The organism is Knoellia sp. 3-2P3 (genome assembly GCF_029223115.1).
GTDB lineage: Bacteria > Actinomycetota > Actinomycetes > Actinomycetales > Dermatophilaceae > Pedococcus_A.
On sequence record NZ_JARGZE010000001.1, the window covers coordinates 320,470 to 345,912 of the forward strand.

The 25,443-nt window shown below is 71.1% G+C and carries 28 protein-coding genes and 1 tRNA gene; 15 read left to right on the top strand and 14 right to left on the bottom strand.

Annotated features, from left to right (window positions below):
• Positions 1-55 precede the first annotated feature (55 nt).
• The 5 genes from P0Y31_RS01535 to P0Y31_RS01555 all read left to right on the top strand — a co-directional run bounded on the left by P0Y31_RS01535 (position 56) and on the right by P0Y31_RS01555 (position 3,663).
• On the top strand, positions 56-220 hold the full coding sequence (locus tag P0Y31_RS01535) for a hypothetical protein (RefSeq protein WP_275866313.1): 165 nt from the start codon (positions 56-58) through the stop codon (positions 218-220).
• A gap of 10 nt (positions 221-230) precedes the next feature.
• Positions 231-1,010, top strand: a complete 780-nt coding sequence (locus P0Y31_RS01540; protein WP_275866314.1) for a PH domain-containing protein — start codon at positions 231-233, stop codon at positions 1,008-1,010.
• Between the two features lie 97 nt (positions 1,011-1,107).
• Positions 1,108-2,595, top strand: coding sequence for an amino acid permease (locus P0Y31_RS01545; RefSeq protein ID WP_275866315.1), 1,488 nt, complete (start codon positions 1,108-1,110; stop codon positions 2,593-2,595).
• Positions 2,596-2,717: 122 nt separating this feature from the next.
• Positions 2,718-3,158 carry an SRPBCC family protein gene (locus tag P0Y31_RS01550; protein WP_275866316.1) on the top strand — a complete coding sequence of 147 codons (441 nt, stop codon included), beginning with the start codon at positions 2,718-2,720 and terminating at the stop codon, positions 3,156-3,158.
• Positions 3,159-3,276: 118 nt separating this feature from the next.
• Complete coding sequence (locus P0Y31_RS01555; protein WP_275866317.1) at positions 3,277-3,663, top strand: VOC family protein; 387 nt, start codon at positions 3,277-3,279, stop codon at positions 3,661-3,663.
• Between the two features lie 44 nt (positions 3,664-3,707).
• Here the strand turns inward: P0Y31_RS01555 and pntB are convergent, their stop codons facing one another.
• The 8 genes from pntB to P0Y31_RS01595 form a co-directional block, all read right to left on the bottom strand.
• Entirely contained in the window at positions 3,708-5,096 is a 1,389-nt protein-coding gene (gene pntB / locus P0Y31_RS01560) for a Re/Si-specific NAD(P)(+) transhydrogenase subunit beta (protein ID WP_275866318.1), read from the bottom strand.
• 7 nt (positions 5,097-5,103) lie between these two features.
• On the bottom strand, positions 5,104-6,639 hold the full coding sequence (locus tag P0Y31_RS01565) for a Re/Si-specific NAD(P)(+) transhydrogenase subunit alpha (RefSeq protein WP_275866319.1): 1,536 nt from the start codon (positions 6,637-6,639) through the stop codon (positions 5,104-5,106).
• A gap of 212 nt (positions 6,640-6,851) precedes the next feature.
• Positions 6,852-7,049, bottom strand: coding sequence for a hypothetical protein (locus P0Y31_RS01570; protein ID WP_275866320.1), 198 nt, complete (start codon positions 7,047-7,049; stop codon positions 6,852-6,854).
• An 81-nt stretch (positions 7,050-7,130) separates the two neighbouring features.
• A complete protein-coding gene (locus tag P0Y31_RS01575; RefSeq protein ID WP_275866321.1) occupies positions 7,131-8,120 on the bottom strand; it encodes a pirin family protein in 990 nt (329 codons plus the stop codon).
• A 186-nt stretch (positions 8,121-8,306) separates the two neighbouring features.
• Positions 8,307-8,513 (bottom strand): hypothetical protein, encoded by a 207-nt coding sequence (locus P0Y31_RS01580; protein WP_275866322.1) that lies wholly within the window; start codon positions 8,511-8,513, stop codon positions 8,307-8,309.
• Positions 8,513-8,971, bottom strand: coding sequence for a hypothetical protein (locus P0Y31_RS01585; RefSeq protein ID WP_275866323.1), 459 nt, complete (start codon positions 8,969-8,971; stop codon positions 8,513-8,515). Before P0Y31_RS01585 ends, P0Y31_RS01580 begins: the two co-directional genes overlap by 1 nt.
• Before the next feature lie 130 nt (positions 8,972-9,101).
• Positions 9,102-10,730 carry an AMP-binding protein gene (locus P0Y31_RS01590; RefSeq protein WP_275866324.1) on the bottom strand — a complete coding sequence of 543 codons (1,629 nt, stop codon included), beginning with the start codon at positions 10,728-10,730 and terminating at the stop codon, positions 9,102-9,104.
• Positions 10,731-10,818: 88 nt separating this feature from the next.
• Complete coding sequence (locus tag P0Y31_RS01595) at positions 10,819-11,646, bottom strand: NAD(P)-dependent oxidoreductase (protein ID WP_275866325.1); 828 nt, start codon at positions 11,644-11,646, stop codon at positions 10,819-10,821.
• 238 nt (positions 11,647-11,884) lie between these two features.
• Between P0Y31_RS01595 and P0Y31_RS01600 the strand changes: the two genes are divergently transcribed.
• A complete protein-coding gene (locus P0Y31_RS01600; protein ID WP_275866326.1) occupies positions 11,885-12,355 on the top strand; it encodes a hypothetical protein in 471 nt (156 codons plus the stop codon).
• Between the two features lie 9 nt (positions 12,356-12,364).
• Here P0Y31_RS01600 and P0Y31_RS01605 read toward each other — a convergent pair whose 3' ends face one another.
• From P0Y31_RS01605 to P0Y31_RS01615, 3 genes are read right to left on the bottom strand one after another with little or no spacing between them, the layout of a single operon-like run.
• Positions 12,365-13,237 carry an ABC transporter permease gene (locus P0Y31_RS01605; protein ID WP_275866327.1) on the bottom strand — a complete coding sequence of 291 codons (873 nt, stop codon included), beginning with the start codon at positions 13,235-13,237 and terminating at the stop codon, positions 12,365-12,367.
• Entirely contained in the window at positions 13,224-14,201 is a 978-nt protein-coding gene (locus tag P0Y31_RS01610) for an ATP-binding cassette domain-containing protein (protein WP_275866328.1), read from the bottom strand. Before P0Y31_RS01610 ends, P0Y31_RS01605 begins: the two co-directional genes overlap by 14 nt.
• Positions 14,202-14,237: 36 nt before the next feature.
• Positions 14,238-15,350: a hypothetical protein gene (locus P0Y31_RS01615; RefSeq protein ID WP_275866329.1), complete on the bottom strand. Its 1,113-nt coding sequence runs from the start codon at positions 15,348-15,350 to the stop codon at positions 14,238-14,240.
• 71 nt (positions 15,351-15,421) lie between these two features.
• Between P0Y31_RS01615 and P0Y31_RS01620 the strand changes: the two genes are divergently transcribed.
• From P0Y31_RS01620 to P0Y31_RS01650, 7 genes are all read left to right on the top strand, one after another.
• Complete coding sequence (locus P0Y31_RS01620; RefSeq protein ID WP_275866330.1) at positions 15,422-16,078, top strand: response regulator transcription factor; 657 nt, start codon at positions 15,422-15,424, stop codon at positions 16,076-16,078.
• Positions 16,075-17,472, top strand: a complete 1,398-nt coding sequence (locus tag P0Y31_RS01625; RefSeq protein WP_275866331.1) for a HAMP domain-containing sensor histidine kinase — start codon at positions 16,075-16,077, stop codon at positions 17,470-17,472. Before P0Y31_RS01620 ends, P0Y31_RS01625 begins: the two co-directional genes overlap by 4 nt.
• Before the next feature lie 9 nt (positions 17,473-17,481).
• On the top strand, positions 17,482-18,102 hold the full coding sequence (locus tag P0Y31_RS01630) for a hypothetical protein (RefSeq protein ID WP_275866332.1): 621 nt from the start codon (positions 17,482-17,484) through the stop codon (positions 18,100-18,102).
• A 101-nt stretch (positions 18,103-18,203) separates the two neighbouring features.
• Positions 18,204-19,418, top strand: coding sequence for a pyridoxal phosphate-dependent aminotransferase (locus P0Y31_RS01635; protein ID WP_275866333.1), 1,215 nt, complete (start codon positions 18,204-18,206; stop codon positions 19,416-19,418).
• The gene (crcB, locus tag P0Y31_RS01640; protein ID WP_275866334.1) at positions 19,418-19,825 is read left to right on the top strand and encodes a fluoride efflux transporter CrcB; all 408 of its coding nucleotides are present in this window, start codon (positions 19,418-19,420) and stop codon (positions 19,823-19,825) included. The genes P0Y31_RS01635 and crcB overlap by 1 nt, the downstream gene beginning before the upstream one ends.
• Entirely contained in the window at positions 19,822-20,184 is a 363-nt protein-coding gene (locus P0Y31_RS01645; protein ID WP_275866335.1) for a CrcB family protein, read from the top strand. The genes crcB and P0Y31_RS01645 overlap by 4 nt, the downstream gene beginning before the upstream one ends.
• A 45-nt stretch (positions 20,185-20,229) precedes the next feature.
• Positions 20,230-20,688, top strand: a complete 459-nt coding sequence (locus P0Y31_RS01650; protein ID WP_275866336.1) for a VOC family protein — start codon at positions 20,230-20,232, stop codon at positions 20,686-20,688.
• 29 nt (positions 20,689-20,717) lie between these two features.
• On the opposite strand, the gene P0Y31_RS01655 is transcribed toward P0Y31_RS01650, so the two are convergent.
• Both P0Y31_RS01655 and P0Y31_RS01660 read right to left on the bottom strand, forming a co-directional pair.
• Entirely contained in the window at positions 20,718-21,236 is a 519-nt protein-coding gene (locus P0Y31_RS01655; protein ID WP_275866337.1) for a GNAT family N-acetyltransferase, read from the bottom strand.
• 61 nt (positions 21,237-21,297) lie between these two features.
• Positions 21,298-21,459, bottom strand: a complete 162-nt coding sequence (locus P0Y31_RS01660) for a hypothetical protein (protein ID WP_275867124.1) — start codon at positions 21,457-21,459, stop codon at positions 21,298-21,300.
• 289 nt (positions 21,460-21,748) lie between these two features.
• Between P0Y31_RS01660 and P0Y31_RS01665 the strand changes: the two genes are divergently transcribed.
• Positions 21,749-22,909: a PQQ-binding-like beta-propeller repeat protein gene (locus tag P0Y31_RS01665; protein WP_275866338.1), complete on the top strand. Its 1,161-nt coding sequence runs from the start codon at positions 21,749-21,751 to the stop codon at positions 22,907-22,909.
• Between the two features lie 107 nt (positions 22,910-23,016).
• On the opposite strand, the gene P0Y31_RS01670 is transcribed toward P0Y31_RS01665, so the two are convergent.
• Positions 23,017-23,089, bottom strand: a tRNA-Arg gene (locus P0Y31_RS01670).
• Positions 23,090-23,552: 463 nt separating this feature from the next.
• On the opposite strand from P0Y31_RS01670, the gene P0Y31_RS01675 reads away from it, so the two are divergent.
• Positions 23,553-25,409 (top strand): phosphoenolpyruvate carboxykinase (GTP), encoded by a 1,857-nt coding sequence (locus P0Y31_RS01675; protein WP_275866339.1) that lies wholly within the window; start codon positions 23,553-23,555, stop codon positions 25,407-25,409.
• Positions 25,410-25,443 lie beyond the last annotated feature (34 nt).

Sequence of the window (25,443 nt, forward strand, 5' to 3'; positions counted from 1 at the left end):
GCCGGCACCCCCGAGCCGGCGCCTCTCCCCCGTCCCCACCGATCAAGGAGATGACATGCAGCGCGTGAAGAAGATCCTGCTCTGGGTCCTCGTCGCGTTCGGCGTCTACGCGATCTTCACCTCGCCCGACCGCGCCGCCGACATCGTCAAGACCGCGGGCGACATCCTCGTCGACGGCGTCAGGAACATCGGCGCGTTCTTCGACGCCCTGCTCAGCTAGGACCCGACCCGTGGCCCGCAGCCTGACGAGCCCGAACCGCGAGCTGGACCGCTACCTGCTCGACGGCGAGCGGCTCGTCACGGCGGTGCACCAGCACTGGGGCAAGGTCGCCGAGCCGGTGGCCACCGCCCTGGTGTCCGGCGCCCTCGTCCTGTGGGTGGACGCCACCATCCCGGCCCGGTTCGGGCTGGTGAGCACGCTCCTGTGGTGGGCCTGGTTCGCGGTCGTCGGCCGCACGGCCTACCGGGTCGCCGAGTGGCGCCACGACTGGTTCGTCGCCACCGACAAGCGGTTGCTGCTCTTCTACGGCTTCATCACCCGCAAGGTGTCGATGATGCCGCTGTCCAAGGTCACCGACATGTCCTACACCCGGTCGGTCCCCGGCCGGCTGTTCGGCTACGGCCGGTTCGTCATGGAGAGCGCGGGGCAGGACCAGGCCCTCCGCGAGGTCAACTGGGTGCCCAGCCCGGACACCAACTACCGGGCGATCTGCACCGAGATCTTCCGGCTGGCCGACCGCCGCTTCCAGGATGCACCACGCCACGAGGCCAGGGCCGGGGCCGTGCCCGACCCCGCAGCCCCCGCCTCCTCGCTGCCCTCCCCGTATGCCGGGTGGGACGACGAGCGCCACTCCACCGCCATCCGCGTGGAGACCCCGCGGGATGGCACCGGCGAGTCGCTCTACCGCAGCCCCGACCGGCGTGGGGGTGGGCGCGTCGACCGCGACGCCGACACCGGCCCCATCCCCCACCTCCCGCCGCGCGACCGCTGGGACGACGAGCGCCGCTGAGCTCGCGCTGGGCGGGTCGCCGGGATCGGCGCTAGCGTAGGTCCGTCCGGGTCGCCCCCCGGGGGGCGACTTTCCTTTTCCCGGGAGGTGGCCCGCCGTGAGCCTGATGCGCACGAAGTCCGTCGAGCAGTCCATCAGGGAGACCGACGAGCCGGAGTACCAGCTGAAGAAGCGGCTCTCCGCGACGGACCTGACCGTCTTCGGCGTCGGTGTCATCATCGGCGCCGGCATCTTCACCGTGACCGGCCGCGCCGCGCAGGAGTACGCCGGGCCGTCGATCATCATCTCGTTCGTCGTCGGCGCGATCTGCTGCGGCCTGGCGGCCCTGTGCTACGCCGAGTTCGCCTCCACCGTCCCGGTGTCGGGGTCGGCGTACACGTTCTCCTACGCCACGCTGGGCGAGCTGGTCGCGTGGATCATCGGCTGGGACCTGCTGCTCGAGCTCATGCTCGGCGCAAGCGTCGTGGCCCAGGGCTGGTCGCAGTACGCCGAGCTGTTCCTCAGCCAGCTCGGCTTCACCTGGCCCGCGGCGGTCGGACCCGGCTCGAGCTTCGACCTGCTGGCCTTCAGCCTCGTCGCGCTGATCACGCTGCTCGTCTCGGCCGGCATCAAGGAGTCGATGCGGGTCAATCTGGTGCTCGTGGCGATCAAGGTCTTCATCGTGCTGTTCGTGATCATCGCGGGCATCGGCTTCGTCAACCGGGCCAACTACAGCCCGTTCATCCCGCCGTCGCAGCCCACGGCCGCCGAGGAGGGCCTGACCGCACCGCTCATCCAGGTGCTGTTCGGCATCGAGCCGTCGACCTTCGGCACGCTCGGCATCATCACCGGCGCCTCGATCGTCTTCTTCGCCTACATCGGCTTCGACGTCGTCGCCACCACCGCCGAGGAGGCCAAGAACCCCCAGCGCGACCTGCCGATCGGCATCATCGCCTCGCTGGTCATCTGCACCCTGCTCTACATGGGCGTCGCCGCCGTCATCACCGGCATGGTCCCCTACGACCAGATCGACCCCAAGGCGGCGCTGGCCTCGGCCTTCGAGTCGGTGGGCAAGGACGGCTACGCCACCCTCATCGCCGCCGGTGCCGTCGCGGGCCTGACCACGGTCATCATGACGCTGCTCATCGGCGCCACCCGCGTCGTGTTCGCGATGAGCCGCGACTGGCTGCTGCCGCCGGCCCTCGGCAAGACCAACGTCAAGACCGGCACCCCGCTGCGGATCACCCTGACCCTCGGCGCGTTCATCGCCCTCGTGGCGTCGCTGACCCCCATCGGCAAGCTCGAGGAGATGGTCAACATCGGCACCCTCGCGGCCTTCACGCTGGTGTCGATCGCCGTCGTCATCCTGCGGCGCCGGCGGCCCGACCTCAAGCGCGCCTTCCGCGTGCCGCTGGTGCCGGTGCTGCCGATCGTCTCGGCGCTGATCTGCTTCTACCTGATGCTCAACCTCAGCGTGGAGACCTGGCTGCGCTTCATCATCTGGATGGCCATCGGCATCGTCATCTACTTCGCCTACTCCTACCGCAGCAGCCGCCTGCACGGGCGCGCGAAGGAGGGCCGGCTGCCCAGCATGACCGGCACCTGACAGGTCGACACCGGGGTCCTTGGCCTCTGCCGTGCCCCTCGTGCCGACCTAGCGTGAAAGTGGCAAGGGGGATCGCCGGGTCGGCCCCTGCAGGCACTCGGCGACGACGGACGAGCAAGGAGATGAGCACCATGACAGCCATGACCATGCACATCGAGGCGCCGGTCGAGACCGTCTTCGGCTACTTCAAGGACCCGATGGCCCTGGCAGACCTCACCACGCTGGACATCGAGTACGACGAGGTGAAGGAGACCAAGGAGGGCACCGGCACCTACTTCAGCTGGCACTCCAAGATCGCCGGCATCCCGTTCGAGGGCTTTGAGGTCTACACCGACGTCGTGCCGAACCAGCACATCACCGAGAAGTCCTCCCAAGCCGTGATGGGCACCTGGGACTACACCTTCGAGCCCGAGGGCACGGGCACCAAGGTGACCATGGAGCGCCACCCGCGGTCGTTCTGGCGACTTCCCCCCCTGGCCTACGTGGGGGACCTCGTGACCGCCCGCATGACTGCGTCCTTCGTACCCAGGGTGAAGGAGCGCATCGAGGCCGCCGCCCGCTAGCGACCCTTGGCCAAGGGGCCGGGGGTATGCCGGGTGGCCACCACGCGACATACCCCTCCTCCTGCTGTTGCGGCACGATCTCCTGCGCCCGGCGGCGCTCCTCTGCCACCGTGGCCCCATGAGAGTCTCCGTCGTCCTCGACTGCCTCGACCCGAAGACGCTGGTGCCGTTCTGGTGCGCGGCCCTGGGCTACGAGCCGGCCGGGTCCCTCGAGGACTTCGAGGTGCTCGCGCCGCGCGAGGGCGAGCCGCCCGGGCCGGTGTTCATCCTCCAGCAGGTGGCCGAGCCGAAGGTGGGCAAGAACCGCAGCCACCTCGACATCCACCCACCGCTCGAGCGCGGCGTCGAGTCCCTCATCGACGAGCTCGAGTCACGCGGGGGCCGGCGGGTGGGGCACCCGGTGCTCGAGCTCTACGACGAGCTCGGCATCTGGTGGCAGGTGATGGCCGACCCCGAGGGCAACGAGTTCGACATCGTCGCCGACGCGGGCCACCCCCTCCCCTGACCCGCCCCAACTTTCTCGGGTCACCCGATAAAGGTCCCGCAGGGTCAGAGGGCCTTGATGATGTCCTCGACCCGGTCCTTGGCGTCCCCGAAGAGCATGGCGGCGTTCTCCTTGAAGAACAGCGGGTTCTGCACGCCGGCGTAGCCCGTCGCCATGGAGCGCTTGAAGACCACGACGTTGCGCGCCTTCCAGACCTCGAGCACCGGCATCCCCGCGATCGGGCTGGTCGGGTCCTCCTCGGCGGCGGGGTTGACCGTGTCGTTGGCGCCGATGACGAGCACGACGTCGGTGTCGGACAGGTCGTCGTTGATCTCGTCCATCTCCAGGACGATGTCGTAGGGCACCTTCGCCTCGGCGAGCAGCACGTTCATGTGGCCCGGCAGCCGACCTGCGACGGGGTGGATGCCGAAGCGCACGTTGACGCCCTTCTTGCGCAGCTGCGAGGTGAGCTCGGCCACGGGGTACTGCGCCTGGGCCACCGCCATGCCGTAGCCCGGGGTGATCACGACCGAGTGGGCGTCCCGCAGCATCTCGGCCACCTCGTCGGCCAGCATCTCGCGGTGCTCGCCGTAGTCCTTGGCCTCCCCGACCGAGACCTCCTGCCCGAAGCCGCCGGCGATCACCGAGATGAACGAGCGGTTCATGGCCCGGCACATGATCCAGCTGAGGATCGCACCGGAGGAGCCGACGAGGGCGCCGGTGACGATGAGCAGGTCGTTGCCGAGCATGAAGCCGGCGGCGGCCGCCGCCCACCCCGAGTAGCTGTTGAGCATCGACACCACGACGGGCATGTCACCGCCGCCGATCGAGGCGACCAGGTGCCACCCGAACGCCAGCGCGATCACGGTCATGACCGCCAGCGGCACGACCGAGTGCGACGCCACGAACCACGCCAACAGGCCCACCGAGACGACGACCGCTGCCAGGTTGAGCCAGTGCCGGGCCGGCAGCATCAGCGGTGACGACTTGATGCGCGCGCTCAGCTTGAGGAAGGCGACGACCGAGCCGGTGAAGGTGATCGCGCCGATGAAGACGCCGAGGAAGACCTCTACGTTGTGGATCGTCGCGAGCGAGCCCTCCAGCCCCTCCTCGCTCAGGTAGGAGTTGAAGCCGACGAGCACCGCCGCGGCGCCGACGAAGCTGTGCAGGATCGCGACCAGCTCGGGCATCTGCGTCATCTCGACGACCCGGGCCCGCCACAGCCCGATCGCGGCACCGATGGCCATGGCCACCGCGATGAGCATCAGCGTCAGCGGGCCGTTCTCGGCCTGGTCGACCGCCAGCCAGATGGTGGCCACGAGGGCGATCACCATGCCGGCGACGCCGAACGCGTTGCCCTCCTTGGCCTTCTCGTGCTTGGAGAGCCCGGCGAGGGAGAGCACGAAGAGCACGGCGGAGACGATGTATGCCGCCTGCACGAGATTGGTGGTCATCGGCGCCTCAGTCCTTCCGGAACATCTGGAGCATGCGGTTGGTCACCGCGAACCCGCCGAAGATGTTGATGCTGGCGATGACGGTGGCGACGAACGCCAGCGTGCGCACCACCGGGTCCTCGCTGCCGATCTGCAGCAGGGCGCCGACGAGGATGATGCCGCTGATCGCGTTGGTCTCCGACATCAGCGGGGTGTGCAGCGCGTGGGCGACATTGCTGATGACGTAGAACCCGACGATCACGGCGAGCGCGAACACCGTGAAGTGGCCGAGGAACGTCGCCGGCGACCAGGCCGCGACGAGCCCGAAGATGACCGCGGCCAGGCCCATGAGCGCGTACCTCCGCCGCGGGTCCCGCACCTTCGGCGGGGGTGGCGCCGACTTCTCGGCGACGGGGGCTGCCGCGGGCGCGGCGCTGACCGCCACCGGAGGCGGGGGCCACGTCGACTGGCCGTCACGGCATACGGTCATGCCCCGCTGCACCACGTCGTCGAAGTCGACGACCGCCTTGCCGTCCTTCTCCGGCGTCAGCAGCTTGAGCAGGTTGACCAGGTTGGTGCCGTAGAGCTGCGAGGCCTGGGTGGGCAGGCGTCCGGGCAGGTCGGTGTAGCCGATGATGCGCACCTGGTTGTCCGTGACCACGAGCTGGTCGGCGACGGTGCCCTCGACGTTGCCCCCGTTGGCCGCCGCCATGTCGACGATGACCGACCCCGGGCGCATCGAGGCGACCATCTCCTTGGTGATGAGGCGCGGCGCGGGCTTTCCGGGGATGAGGGCGGTGGTGATGATGATGTCGACGTCCCCGGCCTGCTCGGCGTAGAGCTCGGCCGCCCGGCGGTTGAAGTCCTCGCCCATCTCCTTGGCGTAGCCGGTGGCGCTCGGGCCCTCCTGCTCGAGGCCCTCGATGCGCAGGAACTCGGCCCCCATCGACTCGACCTGCTCGGCCACCTCGGGGCGGGCGTCGAAGGCCCGCACGATGGCGCCGAGGCTGTTGGCGGTGCCGATCGCGGCGAGCCCGGCGACGCCGGCACCGATGACGAGCACCTTGGCGGGCGGCACCTTGCCGGCGGCGGTCACCTGGCCGGTGAAGAGGCTGCCGAACTCGTGGGCCGCCTCGACGACCGCGCGGTAGCCGCCGATGTTGGCCATCGAGCTGAGCACGTCGAGGGCCTGCGCGCGGGAGATTCGGGGCACGGCGTCCATGGCCAGGGCGGTGACGCCCTGTGCGGCGAGCCGGTCGACGAGCTCGGGGTTCAGTGCGGGGGCGAGAAGGCTGGCGAGCACCGCGCCCGGACGCAGCCGCGCGATCTCCTCGTCGGTGGGCGCGTTGACCTTGATGACGACGTCGCTGTCCCACGCCTCGTCGTGCCCGCCCACGGCGGCGCCGGCCTCTTGGAAGGCCGCGTCGCTGAAGCTCGAGCGCTGGCCCGCCCCGGCCTCGACGACCACCTCGTAGCCGAGGCCGATGAGCTGGCCCACGGTCTTGGGCGTGGCGGCGACCCGGGTCTCCCCGGGCCTGGACTCCTTCGGCACACCAATGCGCACGGTTGCTCCCGTCACGAGACGTCACAGCAGGAAAGCCCTTGCGGACGCCAACCTAGGGGGTAGCCGCCGTCCCGGTGCCTGAATTGTGACGACGGTCGCGCCGCGCGTCGCCGGGTTCAGGACCATGGTCCCGGATGGCGACGTCCGGCGTCAGGCGCTGGACGGGCCGGAGCAGACGGGGGCGCTGGCGTGCGCCTGCCTCGACCGGGTGCTCAGACCAGGCCGGTGACGATGAGGGCCATGAGCGCGACGAGCGTGATCGCGCCGAGGAACAGGCTGCCGCCGATGTCGCCCTGGGTCTGCTCGTACGGGCGGTCGGAGTGCAGGTAGTCGTTCGGGTAGCGGCCGGGCTCGAGGGCGATCGCCCTGGCACGGGTGCGGGTGCGGGTGCGGGTCAGGTTCCGGGTCACGGTCTCTACTCCTCTCGATAACGCTACGCAGCGTAGCGATTCGTTCACGACCGCCCAACTCGAGCGGGTGAGACGCTCGTCTCAGGCGTCTAGGACGCCGCCCTGGGTGCCGTGCGGGATCGCGTGGCCGGGCTGACCGAGGCGTCCCGCCTGGTAGTCCTCGAAGGCCTGGACGACCTCTGCCCTGGTGTTCATGACGAACGGGCCGGCCCACGCCACGGGTTCCCGGATCGGGCGCCCGCCGAGGATCACGACGTCGAGCCCGTCCGAGTAGCGGGCCTGCTGGTGCTGCGCGGCCGAGAGCCGCAGCGCGTCACCGGGGCCGAGCACCGCGAGCTGACCGGTGCCGAGGGGCGACTGGGTCGGACCCACGAAGCCGTCGCCACTTATGGCGTAGACCAGCGCGTTGAAGTCGGGCCGCCAGGGCAGCTCGAGGGAGCCGCCAGGGGCGATGGTCGCGTGGACCATGGCCATCGGCGTGTGGGTGGAGCCCGGCCCGGCGACGCCGCCCACCTCGCCGGCGATGACGCGCAGCAGGGAGCCACCGTCGGCGGAGGTCAGCAGGCCGACCTCGCTCGAGCGCAGGTCCTGGTAGGCCGGGGGCTTGAGCTTGTCGGCGCGCGGCAGGTTCACCCAGAGCTGGAAGCCGTGGAACAGGCCGCCGGAGACGACCAGGTGCTCCGGCGGCGCCTCGATGTGGAGGATGCCGGCGCCGGCAGTCATCCACTGGGTGTCGCCGTTGGTGATGGTGCCGCCCCCACCGAAGGAGTCGTGGTGGTCGAAGATGCCGTCGATGATGTAGGTGACGGTCTCGAAGCCGCGGTGGGGGTGCCACGGCGTGCCCTTCGGCTCACCGGGGGCGTACTCCACCTCACCCATCTCGTCCATGTGGATGAACGGGTCGAGGTCGCGCAGGTCGACGCCGGCGAAGGCGCGCTTGACCGGGAAGCCCTCGCCCTCGAGGCCGCCGGGGGCAGTCGTGATCGACCGCACGGCCCGCTGGCGGGCAACGGGCGCGACGGCCGGCACGCGGGGCAGCACGGTCAGGTCAGGGACGGTCACAGCAGGCATCTCGGCTCCTCGGCACATGGTAGTTCATGTTTCAACTACCCATCCCAACGCGCTTCCGCCCACCACCATTCCCGACCACCCGAGGTGGTGGGAGCACGGATGCCGAAAGCGCACCAGAAGGCCAGTATCCGGCCTCCCGTGCGCTCCCGGCATACGTCGAACCACGTGGTCGCCCACTGACCCGGGTCAGGTGCGGGGCGGGGTTCCCCCCTCATCGACGTCCTCGCCGGCGTTCGGGTGCTGCTGGGGCCAGGCAGCCCCGGCCGGCCCGCTCTGCTCACCCGGCGGACGCCCGGCGCCACGGTCGCTCGTGGCCAGTCGGCTGAAGAGGAACCACAGCAGCGCCAGGACGAGCAGCCCGCCGATGACCCACCAGATCGCGTTGCCGCCCATCAGGCACGGTCTCGTGGGTGGACCTGGTTGCCGGACTCGTCGAGCCCGCTGCCCTGCTCGTCGAGGCGGTTGCCGTCGTCGTCGACCCGGTAGCCCTCCTTGTCGGTGCGAACGTCGGGGTCGCGCGCGTCCGCCTTGCGCAGCTGCTCGTCACGCTCGGCCCGGATGGCGTCGGCGTGCTCACCACGGCGCTCCGCCTCGGCCTCGAGCCGCTTGGCCTCGGCCGCCCGCTGCTCGGCCTCGGCGCGGGCCTTGCGGGCCTGGGCCTCCGCCTCCTCGGCACGCGCCTGGCGCTCACGCACCTCGCGGTCGTGCTCCTGCGCCTCCCGGCGGATCTGCTCGGCCTGGTCACGGTGCACCTCGGCCCGACGCTTGCTCGACGTCTGCATGAGCAGCGCAGCGGCGACGATGACGACCACCACCACCAGCACGATCCAGAGAATGTTGCTGCCTTCCATTGAGCCCTCCTGGGGTCGTCGGCACCGGGGTCACCGGCACTGCCAACGTAGGCCCGCCCGGCGCGAAGCGCGACTCGTGGGCGGCATCCGCGCAGGTCAGCACCCGCGCGGGCCTCGGGCTGGCTCCGCCTCAGCCCCGTCCCGACAGGCCCAGCGCGGCCACCGACTTCTCGCGCATCTCGACCTTGCGCACCTTCCCCGTGACCGTCATGGGGAACTCGTCGACGATCTGGACGTAGCGCGGGATCTTGTAGTGCGCCAGCTTGCCGGTGGCGAACTCGCGCACCCTCTCGGCCGTCAGCGGCTCGGCGCCCTCCTTCATCCGGATCCAGGCGCACAGCTCCTCGCCGTACTTCGCGTCCGGCACCCCGATGACCTGCGCGTCGAGGATGTCGGGGTGGGTGTAGAGGAACTCCTCGATCTCGCGCGGGTAGATGTTCTCGCCACCCCGGATGACCATGTCCTTGATCCGGCCGGTGATCTGCACGTAGCCGTGCTCGTCCATCACGGCGAGGTCGCCGGTGTGCATCCAGCCGTCCTGCAGGACCTCGTCGGTCTTGTCGGGCTGGTTCCAGTAGCCGAGCATCACCGAGTAGCCCTTGGTGCAGAACTCACCGGCCTGCCCCCGCGGCAGCGTCTCGCCGGTGAGCGGGTCGACCACCTTGATCTCGAGGTGCGGGCCGACCGCGCCGACCGTGCCGACCTTGCGCTCGAAGGTGTCGTCGGTGCGCGTCTGGGTCGACACCGGCGAGGTCTCGGTCATGCCGTAGCAGATGGTCATCTCCTCGATCCCTGCTGCGATGAGCTTCTTCATCATCTCGGCCGGGCAGGGAGAGCCCGCCATGATGCCCGTGCGCACGGTGGACAGGTCGTAGCTGTCGAAGGCAGGGAGGGCCCACTCGGCGATGAACATCGTCGGCACCCCGTAGAGGGAGGTGCACCGCTCGTCCTGAGTGGCCTTCAGGGTCGCTGCCGGGTCGAAACCTGGGGCGGGGATGACCATGCACGCGCCGTGGGTGGTGGCCGCGAGGTTGCCCATCACCATGCCGAAGCAGTGGTAGAAGGGCACCGGGATGCAGATGCGGTCCCCCTCGGTGTAGCGGCACAGCTCGCCGACGAAGAAGCCGTTGTTGAGGATGTTGCGGTGGCTGAGGGTCGCGCCCTTGGGGAAGCCCGTGGTGCCCGACGTGTACTGGATGTTGATCGGGTCGTGCCGGTCGAGCCCGGCCTGCACGCGGGCGACCTCCTCGGCCGGGACCTCCGCCGCCCGCGCCAGCAGCGCCTCCCACGAGTCGGTGCCGATGAGCACCACCTCGCGCAGGTCCGGGCAGTCGTCGCGGACCTCCTCGACCATCTGGGCGTAGTTCGAGGACTTGAACTCGGCCGCCGACACCAGGAGCGAGATGCCCGCCTGCTTCAGCACGAACTCGAGCTCGTGGGTGCGGTAGCTCGGGTTGATGTTGACCAGGATCGCGCCGATCCGGGCTGTGGCGTACTGCGTCAGCGTCCACTCGGCGCAGTTCGGCGCCCAGATGCCGACCCGGTCGCCCTTGCGGACACCGACCGCCAGAAGGGCGCGGGCGAGCTCGACCGTGCGGTCGGAGAACTCGCGGTAGGTCCAGCGCACGCCCTCCTGCACGTCGACCAGCGCCTCCCGGTCGGCGAACCGCGCGACCGTGGCGTCGAGGTTGTCCGGGATGGTCTCCTCGAGCAGCGGGAGGTCGGTCCTGCCGGTGGTGTGCGAGGGCGGCGCAGTCATGGGGCCCATCCCACCGCGTGGCCCCGAGCCCGACAAGCCCCTGTCCGCGAGCGGCGGACCAGGAGCGGCGAGCGGTCAGGCAGCCCCGTCAGCCGAGGAAGATGTCGGGCGCCAGGCCCTCGTCCCTGCCCGTCATGGAGTAGGGCGCGAAGTCGCTCACGCCGCGCTCGCGCAGCAGGTGCTCGTCGATGAGCGTCTTGCCGTTGAGCTCCTGGCCGGCCGTGGTGAGGACCTCGTAGGCCGCGTCGGCCACGATGTCGGGCTTGCGGGAGACGGCGATCATCTGCTCACCACCGGGCAGGTTGCCGATCGCGTCGGTGGCGATGAGGGTGGCCGGCCAGAGCGCGGTCGAGGAGATGCCGAGGTCGGCGAGCTCGTGGGCGAACCCGAGCGCCGCCATCGTCATGCCGTACTTGGCCATGGTGTAGGCCGGGTGGGTGCCGAACCACCGGGGGTCGAGGTTGATCGGCGGGCTCAGGGTGAGCACCTTGGGGTCCTCGGCCTGCACCAGGTGGGGGATGGCGGCCCGGGTCAGCATGAACGTGCCGCGCACGTTGACGTCCTGCATGAGGTCGTAGCGCTTCGGCTCGAGGGCCGAGGTGCCCGACAGGTTCAGCACGCTGGCGTTGTTGACGACGATGTCGATGCCGTGGAACCGCTCGACCGTCTCCTCCACCGCCCGCTCGATGGTGGCGTCGTCGCGGACGTCGCCCACGATGGGCAGCGCCTGGCCGCCGGCTGCCTCGATCTCCGCCGCCGCGGTGTGGATGGTGCCCTGCAGGCGCGGGTCGGGCCGGTCGGTCTTGGCGATGAGGGCGACGTTGGCCCCATCGGCCGCCGCCCTCAGCGCGATGGCCAGGCCGATGCCGCGGCTGCCGCCGGACATGAGGATCGTCTTCCCGCTCAGCGTCGTCATGCGGGCACCTTAGTTACCGAGGGGTAGCCGAGGGAACCGCCTGCTGTCGTGTCGCCGGTCACCACCTGCCCTTGCCCGACACCGGGTCTGTGAGCCGGCCCGCGGATGGCACACCTCCGGCTATCCGTTGCCCCGGCCAGCGGGGCACCGGTTAGCGGGGCACCGGTTAGCAGGCGGAAGTTAGCCGGCGGAAGGCGATTACCCGAGTCGTCGCCGGCTCCGTGGTTGACTCCCACCCATGGAGGCCATCCGTCGCTTCGACGGCGACACGCTGCGCACCGCCCTCGAGTCCTGGGCCTGGGTCGGGCTGGAGGGAAAGACGCCGCTGTTCACCTCGCCCTTCGGGGACGTGTTCCTCCAGGGCAGCGACGGGGTCTGGTTCCTCGACCGGCTGGAGGGCGCCCTGACCCGGGAGTGGGCGAGCACCGAGGAGCTGCAGGGCGTGCTGAACACCCCTGAGGGGCAGGACCGGTACCTGCTCCTCGGTCTCGCCGTTGCCGCGCACGAGACGGGACTCGTCCCCGGGCCGACCGAGCTCTACGAGTTCCGGCTGCCACCCGTGCTCGGAGCACCCGTCGACGTGTCGAACATCCAGGTCATGGACATGACCGTTGCACTTCACCTGTCGGGCCAGCTGCACGAGCAGGTGAAGGACCTGCCTCCGGGCACCGAGATCTCGGGATTCACATACGACGGCGACACCCCCTAGGTCGCCGCCTCAGCTGGTGATGTCCTTGGACGAGAACCGGGCCCAGGCCGCCAGCCAGAACACCACGGCATACAGGCCATCGACGAACAGGCCGCGCAGCACGTTCTCCCAGGCGATCGGGTCGCGCAGCAGGTCACCGAACGCGAGCCACTCGTGCACGATCAGCCACGGGTGAAGCCACCCGAGCTGGGGCACGGCGTCGAGGATCCACGAGAGGATCGTGAAGATCAGCAGGGCGATCGAGGCGGCGATCGGCTGCTCGGTCAGGGTCGAGATGAACAGCCCCACGGCCGCCAGCCCGGCCAGGCCAGCGGAGAGGTAGAGCATGACGAGCACGAGCCGCCAGACCGCCGACCCGAAGGAGATCTGCGACCCGGACAGCGTGGTGAGGTCGCCGGTGCCGAACAGCGCGATGCCGATGACGGCACCGGGCACCGCCACCGCGGTCACCCCCCACAGCGCCCCGATGCAGAGCGACAGGTACTTCACGGCCAGCAGCCGGGTGCGGTTCACCGGCACCGTGAGCAGGTAGCGCAGCGTGCCGAGGTTGGCCTCGCCGGCCACGGCATCGCCGGACAGCATGGCGATGGCCAACGGCAGGAACATGCCGATCTCGACGCCGAGGGCGGCCAGCGGCACGAAGAGCCCGTTGGAGGTGATCGACGACAGGAAGTCCGGGCCGCGGCCCGGCTCGGGCTGCGAGACCTTCACGGCGATGGCCATGATGATCGGCACTGCCGCCAGCACAAGCAGGCCCATCTGGTTGCGCCGCCGACCCGCGATGAGCCGCAGCTCCGAGCGCAGGAACCGCGTCGACCAGCGCCGCCGCACCCTCGCCGTCGCGACCGCAGGGGCGCCGGCCCCCAGCTCAGCCGCTGACATCGAAGCCCTCCCCCGTCAGGGCGACGAACAGGTCCTCCAGGCTCGTGACCGCCACCGAGAACCCCTGCACGCCGACGCCGGCGTGCACCAGCGCGGCGACGATCTTCTCCGGCTCCAGGGCACCGGGCGTGCCGTGCACCTCGCCACCCGACGTGCCCACCTGCTCCACCCCGAGCTCGCGCAGCACGGCGGCCGCCGCATCAGGCTGGCGGGTCTGCACCCGCACGAGGGTCGGGCCGGCGCCGCGCACCTCGGAGACGGTGCCCTGTGCGACCAGCCGGCCCTCACGCATCACGCCGAGGTGCGAGCAGATCTGCTCGACCTCGGCCAGCAGGTGGCTCGACACGAGCACCGTGGTGCCGTCGGAGGCCAGCGACCCGATCAGGGAGCGCACCTCACGGGTGCCCTGCGGGTCGAGGCCGTTGGTGGGCTCGTCGAGGACGAGCAGGTCGCGGGGCGCGAGCAGGGCGGCCGCGATGGCCAGCCGTTGCCGCATGCCGAGCGAGTACGCCCGGTAGCGCTTCCTCGCCGCGGCGAGCAGCCCCACCCGGTCGAGCGCCGCGTCGATCCGGCGGGCGGCGGTGCGCGGGTCGGCCATCGCGTCGGCCGCGTCGAGGCGGGCCAGGTTCGAACGTCCCGACAGGTAGGGGTGGAAGGCCGGGCCTTCCACGAGGGAGCCGACCCTGGGCAGGGCCTCGCCCGCCCGGTGGGGCAGCGGCAGCCCGAGCAGGCTGCGGTGGCCGGCCGTGGGCTCGACCAGCCCCAGCAGCATCCGGATGGTGGTGGTCTTGCCCGACCCGTTGGGGCCGAGGAACCCGTAGACGGCGCCCCGCGGCACCGCCAGCCCGATGCCGTCCACCGCCAGCTGGTGGCCGAACCGCTTGGTCAGCCCGTGGGTGTGGACCGCCAGCTCGTCAGGCCCGGCGTCCACCGCCGGCCGGGAGGCAACCACGTCCCCCGTCATAACACCCCCCGCACGTCGTCGTCAGCCGGACCGTGGTCACTTCGCCGCGAGCGCGGCATACAGGCTCTCGGGCTTCACCGCGCCGACTGCGTAGCGCCCGTCGTCGGTGAGCACCGCCGAGAACAGCGTGCCACCGAGCAGCCGACCGCTGCCCCAGTCGCCGGAGACGCGCGGGAGCGACTGCAGCATCGTCTGCGCCTGCTGGCCGCCCTCACCGGAGGCCAGCGCCCCCGGGGGCAGCGAGCCCACGGCCACCGCACCCCACCCGGTGCCGACGACCTTCGGCGCCGCGGCGGCACCCGGCCGCACGGACGTGTCACGGTCGGCCTTGGCGGGGGCGTCCTTCTCGGTGACCGTCGTTCCCGGGGGCGGGTTGAAGGCGAACTGCCGCGCGTCGGGTCGGCCGAAGTCGATGCTCGTGAAGCCGACCTCGAAGGCCGGGTTGGCGAGCTTGGTCGAGTAGGCCTGCACGCGCAGCGGGATGTGCCGCTCGGCGTCGACGGAGATGCGCACCGAGGCGACGAGCGAGGCGGGGTTGCGCGGCTTGAGCACGAGCTCGTAGGCGTCCCGGCCGGCGACCACAGCCGACCCGGAGGTGGTCACCTCGGTGGTCGGGTCGAGCGCGGCGAGTGCCCGCTCGGCGGCCTCCTCCGGCGTCTTGGGCAGGTCGGTCGCGTCAGGGGTGGGCGCGGCCTTGCCGCCGTCCTCATCCCCGTGCTCGGGCAGCGTGTAGTGCACGGCCGTCTTCTCGTCGCTCGACCACAGCCACAGGTCGCGGCCGTTGCGGATGATGTCGGACTCGCCGAGGCTGCCGACCAGTGCGAGCCGCTGCTGCTTCTCGCCGCCGTACCAGACCCGCCAGGTGTGCGTGCCCGTGACCACGGACTCCAGGGACGCCGAGCTCCCGCCCGACCCGCCGAGGGCAGAGAGGTCCGGCAGGCCGAGGTCGGCGGACTGCACGACGGTGCCCGACACGTAGGCCAGCTGCGCCCGCTGCACGTCGGCGAGCAGCTGGGCCGCGGTGCGCGGCGGGAGGCTGGGGTCGGCGCTCGCGGTGAGGTTGGTGACGAGCGTTCCCGCTGCCACCGCCGCGACCGCGGCGACGGGAGCGGCCCAGCGGACGCGCGGGTGGTCGGTGAACAGGCTCATGGGGTCATCGTGGCGGGTGGGCCCTGAGACAACCCTGAGAGCAGGCGCGCCCCCCGTGTCATGGTGTGCACGTGCGACTGCTCGTGGTGGAGGACGAGGCCCGGATGGCGGCTGCCCTCGCCCGGGGGCTGGAGGCCGAGGGCTTCGTGGTCGACGTCGCCCCCGACGGTCCGGCCGGGCTGGAGGCCGCGAGGTTCGGCTCCTACGACGCGGTGGTGCTCGACGTGATGCTCCCCGGCATGTCCGGCTACACCGTGGTGCGCACCCTGCGGGCCGAGGAGAACTGGGTGCCGGTCCTCATGCTGACCGCCAAGGACGGCGAGTACGACGAGGCCGACGGGCTCGACTACGGCGCCGACGACTACCTCACCAAGCCGTTCTCCTTCGTCGTGCTGCTCGCGCGGTTGCGGGCGCTGCTGCGCCGCGAGCCGACCCGGCGGCCGTCGCAGCTGAGCGTGGGCCCCGTGAGCCTCGACCCGGCGGCGCACCGGGTGGAGCTGGACGGCGAGGTGGTGGCCCTGTCGCGGCGCGAGTTCCTGGTGCTCGAGCACCTGATGCGGGCGCACCCGGCGGTGGCGAGCAAGGAGTCGGTGCTCGACGCCGTCTGGGGCGCGCCCGAGGAGGCCGACCCCAACATCGTCGAGGTCTACGTCGGCTACCTGCGCCGCAAGCTCGGCCGCGAGCGGATCGAGACGGTCCGCGGCGTCGGCTACCGGCTGGCGCCGTGACCGGCCGCTGGTCCCGTCTGGGACTGCGCCCGCGGCTGCTCGTGGTGAGCGTTGCCGCGGTGGCCGTGGCCCTGCTCGCCGGCGGGGTGCTGCTGTATGCCGTGATGACCGCCGCCCTGAACCGTGCCGTCGAGGGCGAGGCTCGGGGCACGGCCCGCGAGGTGGCGGCGCTGGTCGATGCGGGACGCCTGCCCGAGTCCCTGCCGGTGACGGGTTCCCAGGTGGTGCAGGTGCTCGACGACCAGTACCGCGTCGTGGCCGGCTCACCCCTGGCGGACCGCCTGACGCCGCTCGTCAGCGCCGAGGAGCTCGACCGGCTCGCGGACGGCCGGTCGCTCACCGTGCCGGGCCGTCGCACCGGCCTGTCCGGCGAGCTGCAGGTCGCAGCGGTCGAGGCGGGGCCGGCCGCCGAGCGCGTCACCGTCGTGGCCGCCCTGCCGACTGCCGACCTCGACACCAGCCAGCGCCTGCTCCGCCGGCTGCTGCTCGTCTTCTTCCCCCTGCTGCTCGCCGCGCTGGCCGCGATCGTGTGGCGGGTGTCCGGCTCCGCCCTGCGACCGGTCGAGGAGCTCCGCGAGGGCGCCGAGCGCATCGGGGCCGGTGGGGCGGGGGCGGACGGGCCCGCCGAACGGCTGGCGGTGCCCCCGACCCGCGACGAGGTCGCGGCCCTCGCAACCACCCTCAACGGCATGCTCGAGCGGTTGGCCGGGGCACAGGAACGGCAGCGGGCCTTCGTCGCCGACGCCGCGCACGAGCTGCGCAGCCCGCTGGCCTCGATGCGCACCCAGCTGGAGGTGGCCGAGCGGCTGGGCGACGGCGGCGACCTGCCGGGTGACCTGCTGCCGGAGGTGCAGCGGCTGGGCGCTCTGGTCGAGGACCTGCTCGTCCTGGCCCGGGCCGGCGACCGGGGCACGGCGAGGCCCGCGGAGGACGTCGAGGTGCGCCTGCTGCTCGACGAGGTCGCCGGCCGGTATGCCGCGGCACGGGTTCCCGTGCATGTCTCCCCCGCCCACGTGCCCGGGGCGGCGGGGCCCCTGGTCGTGCGGGGGGCACGCGACGAGCTCTTCCGCGCCGTCGCCAACCTCGTCGACAACGCGGTCCGCCACGCCGCCACGGCCGTGCACGTGAGCGCCACGGCGTGCGGCTCCGCCGTCGAGCTGGTCGTCGCCGACGACGGGCACGGCATACCGGAGCGCGAGCGGGAGCGGGTCTTCGACCGGTTCGCCCGCCTGGAGGAGGCCCGCGACCGCGACTCCGGGGGCACCGGCCTGGGGCTGGCCATCACGCGCGAGCTGGTGCGCCGCGCCGGTGGCACCGTGCGGCTGGAGGACGCCGGTCCCGGCGTGCGAGCCGTGGTGCGGCTCCCACGAGCCGGCGCCGACGGCGCGCCCTAGTCTCGGGCCATGCGCGGCGACCGACATCGTCACAGGTTCCACGGACAGATCGCGGGGCTGGGCAGCGCCAGCGGCAACCGGGTCGTGGTGGGACGGTGGACCGACTCCCCCCTCGGAGCCTTCGCCGACGTCATGCTGGAGCGACCGGACGGCCACCGGGTCCTCTACGCGCCCTCCCGCGAGGTGGCCGAGTTCATCGCCGACACCTACGTCTTCGACGAGGTCCGCACCGTGCCCGTGACGGTCGAGGTCGCCCACGGCCGCTGGCGGGTGGCCGCCGACGACCTGCTCCTGGAGCTCACGACCGGGCCGAGGCTGCCGCTCGGCTGGGTCCTGCATGCCGTGCCCCGTCCCCTCGCCGAGAGCACCGGGTGGGCCTCGCTCGTCGACCCGGTCGCCCGCCGCGTGCTGCGCGGCGTGCGCACCCGCGGCCAGGCGAGGTCCGGCCGGCGCGAGTGGTACGGCGCCACCGACCTGCACGCCGTCGGCTCGATCCGCGGAACCCTCGGCCGCGAGCCGCTGGGGGTGCTGGCCCCAGTCGACCCACCGACGCGGTTCGGCTTCTCCTCGACCCCGCGGCAGCCCTCGGTGACCACGGTGGTGACCACGGTGGAGGACCTCGCCCCCTAGGGAGGCCGCGCCTTCTCAGCATGCGGGAGCACGCAGCACACGGGCATGTCCCCGGCCACACCTCCCCGGCAGGGGCGCCACCCCGGTGCGAGGATGGGCGCGTGCGCCCGATCCTGCAGTCCACCAAGCTCCAAGACGTCCGCTACGACGTGCGCGGGCCGATCCTCGAGGAGGCCCACCGGCTCGAGGCCGAGGGGCACAAGGTCATGAAGCTCAACATCGGCAACCCCGCGCCGTTCGGCTTCGAGGCTCCCGAGTCGATCCTCGTCGACATGATCCACAACCTGCCGGAGTCACAGGGCTACAGCGACTCCCGCGGCATCTACTCCGCCCGCACGGCGGTCGCGAACTTCTACCAGTCCGAGGGGCTGCGCGACGTCACCGTCGACGACGTGTTCATCGGCAACGGCGTCTCCGAGATGATCTCGATGACGCTCCAGGCGTTGGTCGACAACGGCGACGAGATCCTCGTGCCCGCACCGGACTACCCGCTGTGGACGGCGGCGGTAACCCTCTCCGGCGGCAAGGCCGTGCACTACCTCTGCGACGAGGACAACGACTGGAACCCCGACCTGGCGGACATCGAGAGCAGGATCACCGAGCGCACCAAGGGGATCGTGCTCATCAACCCCAACAACCCGACCGGTGCCGTCTACTCGGAGGCCGTCGTCAAGGGGTTCGTCGAGATCGCCCGCAAGCACGACCTCGTCCTCATGGCCGACGAGATCTACGAGAAGATCCTCTACGACGGCGCCCGGCACGTGCACGCGGCGACCTACGCCCACGACATCCTGTGCCTGACCTACAGCGGGCTCTCGAAGGCGTACCGGGTCGCGGGCTTCCGCAGCGGGTGGGTCGTCGTCACCGGCGCGCGGGACCGGGCCGCGAACTTCCTCGAGGGCCTCACCCTGCTGGCCAACATGCGGATGTGCGCCAACGTGCCGGCCCAGCACGCGATCCAGACCGCGCTCGGCGGCTACCAGAGCATCAACGACCTGGTCCTGCCCGGCGGCCGGCTGCTCGCGCAGCGCGACGTCGCGCACAAGCTCCTCAACGACATCCCCGGCGTCTCGTGCGTCAAGCCCAGGGGCGCGCTCTACCTCTTCCCGCGGCTCGACCCCGAGGTCTACCCCATCGAGGACGACCAGGCCTTCGTCATCGAGATGCTGCGGGCGACGCACATCCTCATCACCAACGGCACGGGCTTCAACTGGCCCACCCCCGACCACGTCCGGGTGGTCACCCTGCCCAGCGTCGAGGACCTCGAGTACGCCATCGACCGGATCGCGGGCTTCCTGGAGACCAAGCGCCGCTGATGGCCCGCGACGACGTGGGGCCCGGGCTCCTTGCCGCCATCGCCGTCGGCGGCGCGATCGGCAGCCTCGGCCGGTACGGCGTCGCCCGCGCCCTGCCGGACGAACCGGGCGCCTTCCCGACCGCCACCTTCCTCGTCAACGTCTCCGGCTCCCTGGCCATGGGGGTGCTGTTCGTCTGGGTGCTGACCCTGGACCGGCCGCACCCGTGGCTGCGCCCGTTCCTCGGCGTCGGGGTGCTGGGTGGCTGGACGACCTTCTCCACCTACGCCCTGGAGTCGAGGGCGCTCGTGGCCTCCGGCCACGGCCTCACCGCCCTGTTGTACGTGCTGGGGTCCCTCGCGCTGGGGCTTGCGGCCGTGGGCGCCGGGGTCAGCCTCGGCGAGCGCGCCCTCGGGCGGCGCCGGTGAGGTTCCTGCTCGTCGTGCTGGGGGCCTCGGTGGGGGCTCCCGTGCGCTTCCTGGTCGACCGGTGGGCCCGGGCGCACTTCTCGGCCGGCACCGTGCTCGGGACACTCGTCGTCAACGTCGGCGGGTCCTTCGTGCTCGGGGCCCTGTCCGGCTGGTCGACGCGGCCGGCCTGGGTGATGCCGCTGCTGGGCATGGGCTTCTGCGGCGCGCTCACCACGTTCTCGACCCTCACCCTCGAGACCTGGGTGCTCTTCGAGGAGCGGGCGTGGCGGCCGTTCGCGGCCAACCTGCTGCTCAGCCTGGGGCTCGGAGGGGTGGCGGTCGTGCTGGGCCACGCCCTCGGGTCGGCCGCCTCCTGACCTCGGCCACGGGTCACCGTCTGCGTCGGGTGCCACACTCGGACCATGGCGACCACGTGGCAGCTCACCGTCGACTGTGCCGACCCCGAGCGCCTCGTCGCGTTCTGGTGCGAGGCGCTGGGCTACGTCCCGGAGCCCGCCCCGGAGGGCTGGGACAGCTGGCTGGCGTACTGGCTCTCCCTCGGGATACCCGAGGACGACCTCGAGGGGGCCGAGAACGGCAGCGGCGCCATCGTCGACCCGGCCGGGCGTCACCCCCGGATCTGGTTCCAGCCGGTCCCGGAGGGCAAGGCGGGCAAGAACCGCCTCCACCTCGACCTCAAGATCACCGGTGGCCCGCGGGAGGTGCCCGAGCTCGAGCGGCGCCGGGCGGCCGTCGACGCCGCGGTCGAGCGCCTCGTCGCCCTCGGCGCCTCCGTCGCGTACCTCAACGCACCCGAGGGGGCCAACTACTACGCGGTGACCCTGCTCGACCCCGAGGGCAACGAGTTCTGCGTGGTCTGAGGCGGCGGAAAGCCTGGCGCCGCCGCCGGTCAGCGGTGGGTCGCCGGCAGGCGCTTGGCCATGATCGTGGTGCCCGCGAGCCGTCCATCGGGCAGGACGGCGTAGTCGTCGACCACACCCACGACGGACCACCCCTGCCCCTCGTAGAGGCGTTCTGCCGGGCTGCCGCTCTGGGTGTCGAGCAGGAGCAGCGAGCGGCCGCGCCGGGCGGCCTCGGCCTCAGCCGCATCCATCAAGGCGGTGGCGACGCCGGCGCCCCGGGCGCTGCGGTGCACCAGCAGCTTGGAGATCTCCGCCCGGTGCTGTCCGTTGGCCGGCGCCCCGAGCTCGAGCCGGACGCAGCCGCGCACCGCTGCGGCGTCGTCCAAGGCCACCCACGTCAGGGTGTCCAGGGCCTGCAGGGCCTGCCCCCACCATGCGCGAGCGGCCTCGGCGTCGAAGGGAGCGAGGAAGCCGACGCTCGCGCCGCCGTCGACGCAGTCGGCGAGCACCTCCGCCAGCCCGTCCAGAAGGGAGGGGGAGATGTCTTCGATGAGCACGATCTGCACCCGCACACCCTGTCAGTCGGCAGATCGGGACCGGGGCGGGGGCCCCGTCCAGACTGACGGTTCAGGCGCCCAGCCGGCAGGCCGAGAGGCCCAGGGCCTCGTCGATCTGCGCCTCACTGAGGCGACCCCCGCAGGCAGAGGCAGCCACCACCAGGTCGGCGACGAGCTCGATCTCCTCGTAGAGGGCGGTGTCGGTCAGTTCGCGGGGGTAGGCCTTCATCACGCGGAGGACCGTACGTCGATCGACGGACCCCCTTTGGCCACTTCACGGAGTGTCGCGGGCAATTGGCCCGCAAGATGACCCGTTGGAGCCACGTGGACTAGTCACCTCGAGGCATGGCGTCCGGCACCGTGGCCGTGGCAGGCGCTCGGGCCCGGCCTTCCTCCCCCAAAAGGCGTGCGGCCGGCCCTCGAGGGCTACGTCGTCGAGACGAGGTGGCGATGCGCAACCCTTCCTACGCTCGTGCCAGTGACCGTACGCAGGTCGTACTACCGAGGCAGGGGGCCAGCACATGGAGAACGCAAGTGCACAGAGACGCTGGAGCCTGCGCAGGGGCGCGCGGCACACGGCCGTGGTGATGGCAGCCGCGGTCGCGCTCGTGGCGGCACCGCAGGCGGCGGTTGCGAGTGTCTCGAGCAGCGCCGACGCCACGCCCAACGTCAACGGTCCGGTGTACGCGATCACGCAGGTCGGCGACCTCACGGTCATCGGCGGCAGCTTCACGAAGGTCGGCCGCGTCCCACGGCTGAACGTCGCCGCGCTGCGCCCGGACGGCACGCTCGACCCGGACTTCAGGCCCGAGGTCAACGGCACGGTCCGCGCGCTGGCCACCTCGGCGGACGGCACCCGGGTCTTCATCGGGGGCCTTTTCAGCAGTGCCGGCGGGGCGGCCCGGGCCAACCTGGCTGCGGTGGACTCCGACACCGGCGTCGCGGTGTCGGGCTGGCAGGCCGACACGGTCGGCGACGGCCCGGAGGTGTACGGCCTTGCCGTCGCGGGGTCACGGCTGTACGTCGGCGGACGCTACAGCGGGATCGACGGCAGCCAGCGGCGTCGGCTGGCGGCGCTCGACACCACCTCGGGCGAGGTCGTCACCTCCTTCCGCCCGGCTCCGAACGGCGTCGTGAAGGCCGTGCGGGTCTCCCCGGACGCCGCCAAGGTCTACGCCGGGGGCTCCTTCACGGAGATCGGTGGGCAGGTGCGGCTCCACGGCGCGGCCGAGATGCTGGCCAGCACCGGTGACGCGACGAGCTTCAACCCCAGCCAGGGCGGTGGCAAGGTCGTCACGGTCGGCCTGAGTCCGGCAGGCGACCGGTTCTTCTTCTCCACCGAGAACAACACCCTCTTCGCCTACGACGTCACCTCGGCGACGCCCGCGTGGGCCGTCAAGACCAGTGGCAACACCCAGGCGATCGCGGTGTCACCCACCGAGATCTACATCGGCGGCCACTTCTCGCTGATCCAGACGAGCGACAACGCCAAGCGCAACCTCATCGCCTCGCTCCACCCCGCGGACGGCTCGGTCACCTCGTGGAACCCCGTCATGGACGGTCGCAACAAGGGTGTCTGGGCCATCGAGACGGCAGCCAGCCACCTTCTGGTGGGGGGCGGCTTCATCACCGTCAACGGAACGAAGCTGAAGGGGTTCGCCCGCTTCGCGGGAACGCCTTGACCAAGAGCCCCGGCCGGATCACCGGCCGGGGCTCTTCACTCTGTCTCAACACAGATCTGGCTGGTCGCTGTCGCAACCACATCTCTTGGTCGCTGCTGCAACCGAAGCGCGCCCGAAGGGATTCGAACCCCTAACCTTCTGATCCGTAGTCAGATGCTCTATCCGTTGAGCTACGGGCGCAGTTGTCGCACCGAGGATCACCCGGCGCAACGGTGGGAAAGACTACCGGGTCGGCACCCGAGCCACGAAATCGGGGCTCCGCGGAGCTCCGGCGGGCATCCGGCAGGCCGCCCCCGCGGGCGGCCCGCGGAGCTTGGCCGGCGGGCGGGACGGCGACCGTCCCGACGCCGGTGGCCTCGTCCTGAGGCGGGGCCGATCAGGCCCGACAGCAAGCGATTCTCGTCGGTTTCTTGCAGCCATCTGAAAGAACCCGACAAGCCTCTGACCTGTACTGACGGGTTGTGAGGAGATTCACGAGCGCTGGAACACTCTCCGGTTTCGCGGCCCCTCGGACCGGGTCTACCGTGGCTGAATCAGCGCGCCCACCATGTGGACACCCTTGGGTGCCGCTTGGGGGAGCACAACCTCACTGATCCGGTGACGAGCCGAGCAACAGGCACCGGGCGAAAGGGACGGCCGAGCAATGACGATCGAGTCGACGGAACCCGCGAAGGCGGACAACCCCAACACCGAGAGGGCGGGTGGCACCACGCACGCCCGCCTCCAGCAGTGGGTGGACGAGGTGGCCGCCCTGACCACCCCCGACCGCATCGAGTGGGTCACCGGCTCCGACGCCGAGTGGACGCGACTGACCGACAAGCTCGTCGAGGCCGGCACCTTCGTGCGCCTCAACGAGGAGAAGAAGCCGAACTCCTTCTACGCCGCTTCCGACCCGACCGACGTGGCCCGGGTCGAGGACCGCACCTACATCTGCTCCGTCGACGAGAAGGACGCCGGGCCCACCAACAACTGGATGGACCCGAACGAGATGAAGGCCATCATGCGCGACCTCTACAAGGGGTGCATGAAGGGCCGGACGATGTACATCATCCCGTTCGTCATGGGCCACCTCAACGCCGAGAACCCGATGTTCGGCGTCGAGATCACCGACTCCGAGTACGTCGTCGTCTCCATGCGCGTGATGGCCCGCTGCGGCGTCAACGTGCTGCGCCGCATCGAGGAGCTCGGCGAGGCGGCCAACTACGTGCCGGCGCTGCACTCCCTGGGCGCCCCACTCGAGCCCGGCCAGCAGGACGTGAAGTGGCCGTGCAGCGACACCAAGTACATCGTGCAGTTCCCCGAAGAGCGCACCATCTGGTCCTACGGCTCGGGCTACGGCGGCAACGCGCTCCTGGGGAAGAAGTGCTACTCGCTGCGCATCGCCTCGGTCATGGCGCGCGACGAGGGCTGGCTGGCCGAGCACATGCTCATCCTCAAGCTCACGTCCCCGGAGCAGCAGGTCTACTACGTCGCGGCAGCCTTCCCGAGCGCCTGCGGCAAGACCAACCTGGCCATGCTCAAGCCGACCATCCCCGGTTGGAAGGTCGAGACCCTCGGCGACGACATCGCCTGGATGCGCTTCGGTGAGGACGGCCGGCTGTATGCCGTGAACCCCGAGTTCGGGTTCTTCGGCGTCGCCCCGGGCACCAACGAGAAGACCAACCCCTACGCGATGGAGACCATCGCCAAGGGCAACTCGGTCTTCACCAACGTGGCGCTGACCGACGACGGCGACATCTGGTGGGAGGGCATGGAGGGCACCCCGGCCCACGCCACCAGCTGGAAGGGCCAGGACTGGACCCCCGACTCGGACGAGCTCTCCAGCCACCCGAACAGCCGCTACTGCACCCCGATCGAGCAGTGCCCGATCTTGGCGCCGGAGTACAACGACCCGCAGGGTGTGCCGATCTCGGCGATCTTCTTCGGTGGCCGCCGCGCCTCGACGATCCCGCTGGTCACCGAGTCGCGCGACTGGGTGCACGGCACCTTCATGGGCGCGACGCTCTCCTCGGAGACCACCGCCGCCGCGACCGGCCAGGTCGGCGTCGTCCGCCGCGACCCGATGGCCATGCTGCCCTTCATCGGCTACAACGCCGGTGACTACTTCCAGCACTGGATCAACGTGGGCAAGGACGCCGACGCCCACAAGCTGCCGAAGATCTTCTACGTGAACTGGTTCCGCCGCGACCCCGAGGGCAACTTCGTGTGGCCGGGCTTCGGCGAGAACAGCCGCGTGCTGAAGTGGGCCATCGAGCGCATCGAGGGCAAGGCTGCCGCCGTCGAGACCCCGATCGGCCACGTGCCGACCCCGGAGGCGCTCGACACCGACGGCCTCGACATGGACCCCGACGAGCTCGCCAAGGCGCTGCACGTCGACGTCGAGGAGTGGAAGGCCGAGATCCCGCAGATCGAGGAGTGGTTCGCCAAGTTCGGCGACAACCTGCCGACCCAGCTGCGGGTCGAGCTCGACGGCCTGAAGGCCCGCCTCGGCGTGGACTGACGTGTATGCCGCGTGGCGGCACACCTTTGGAGCG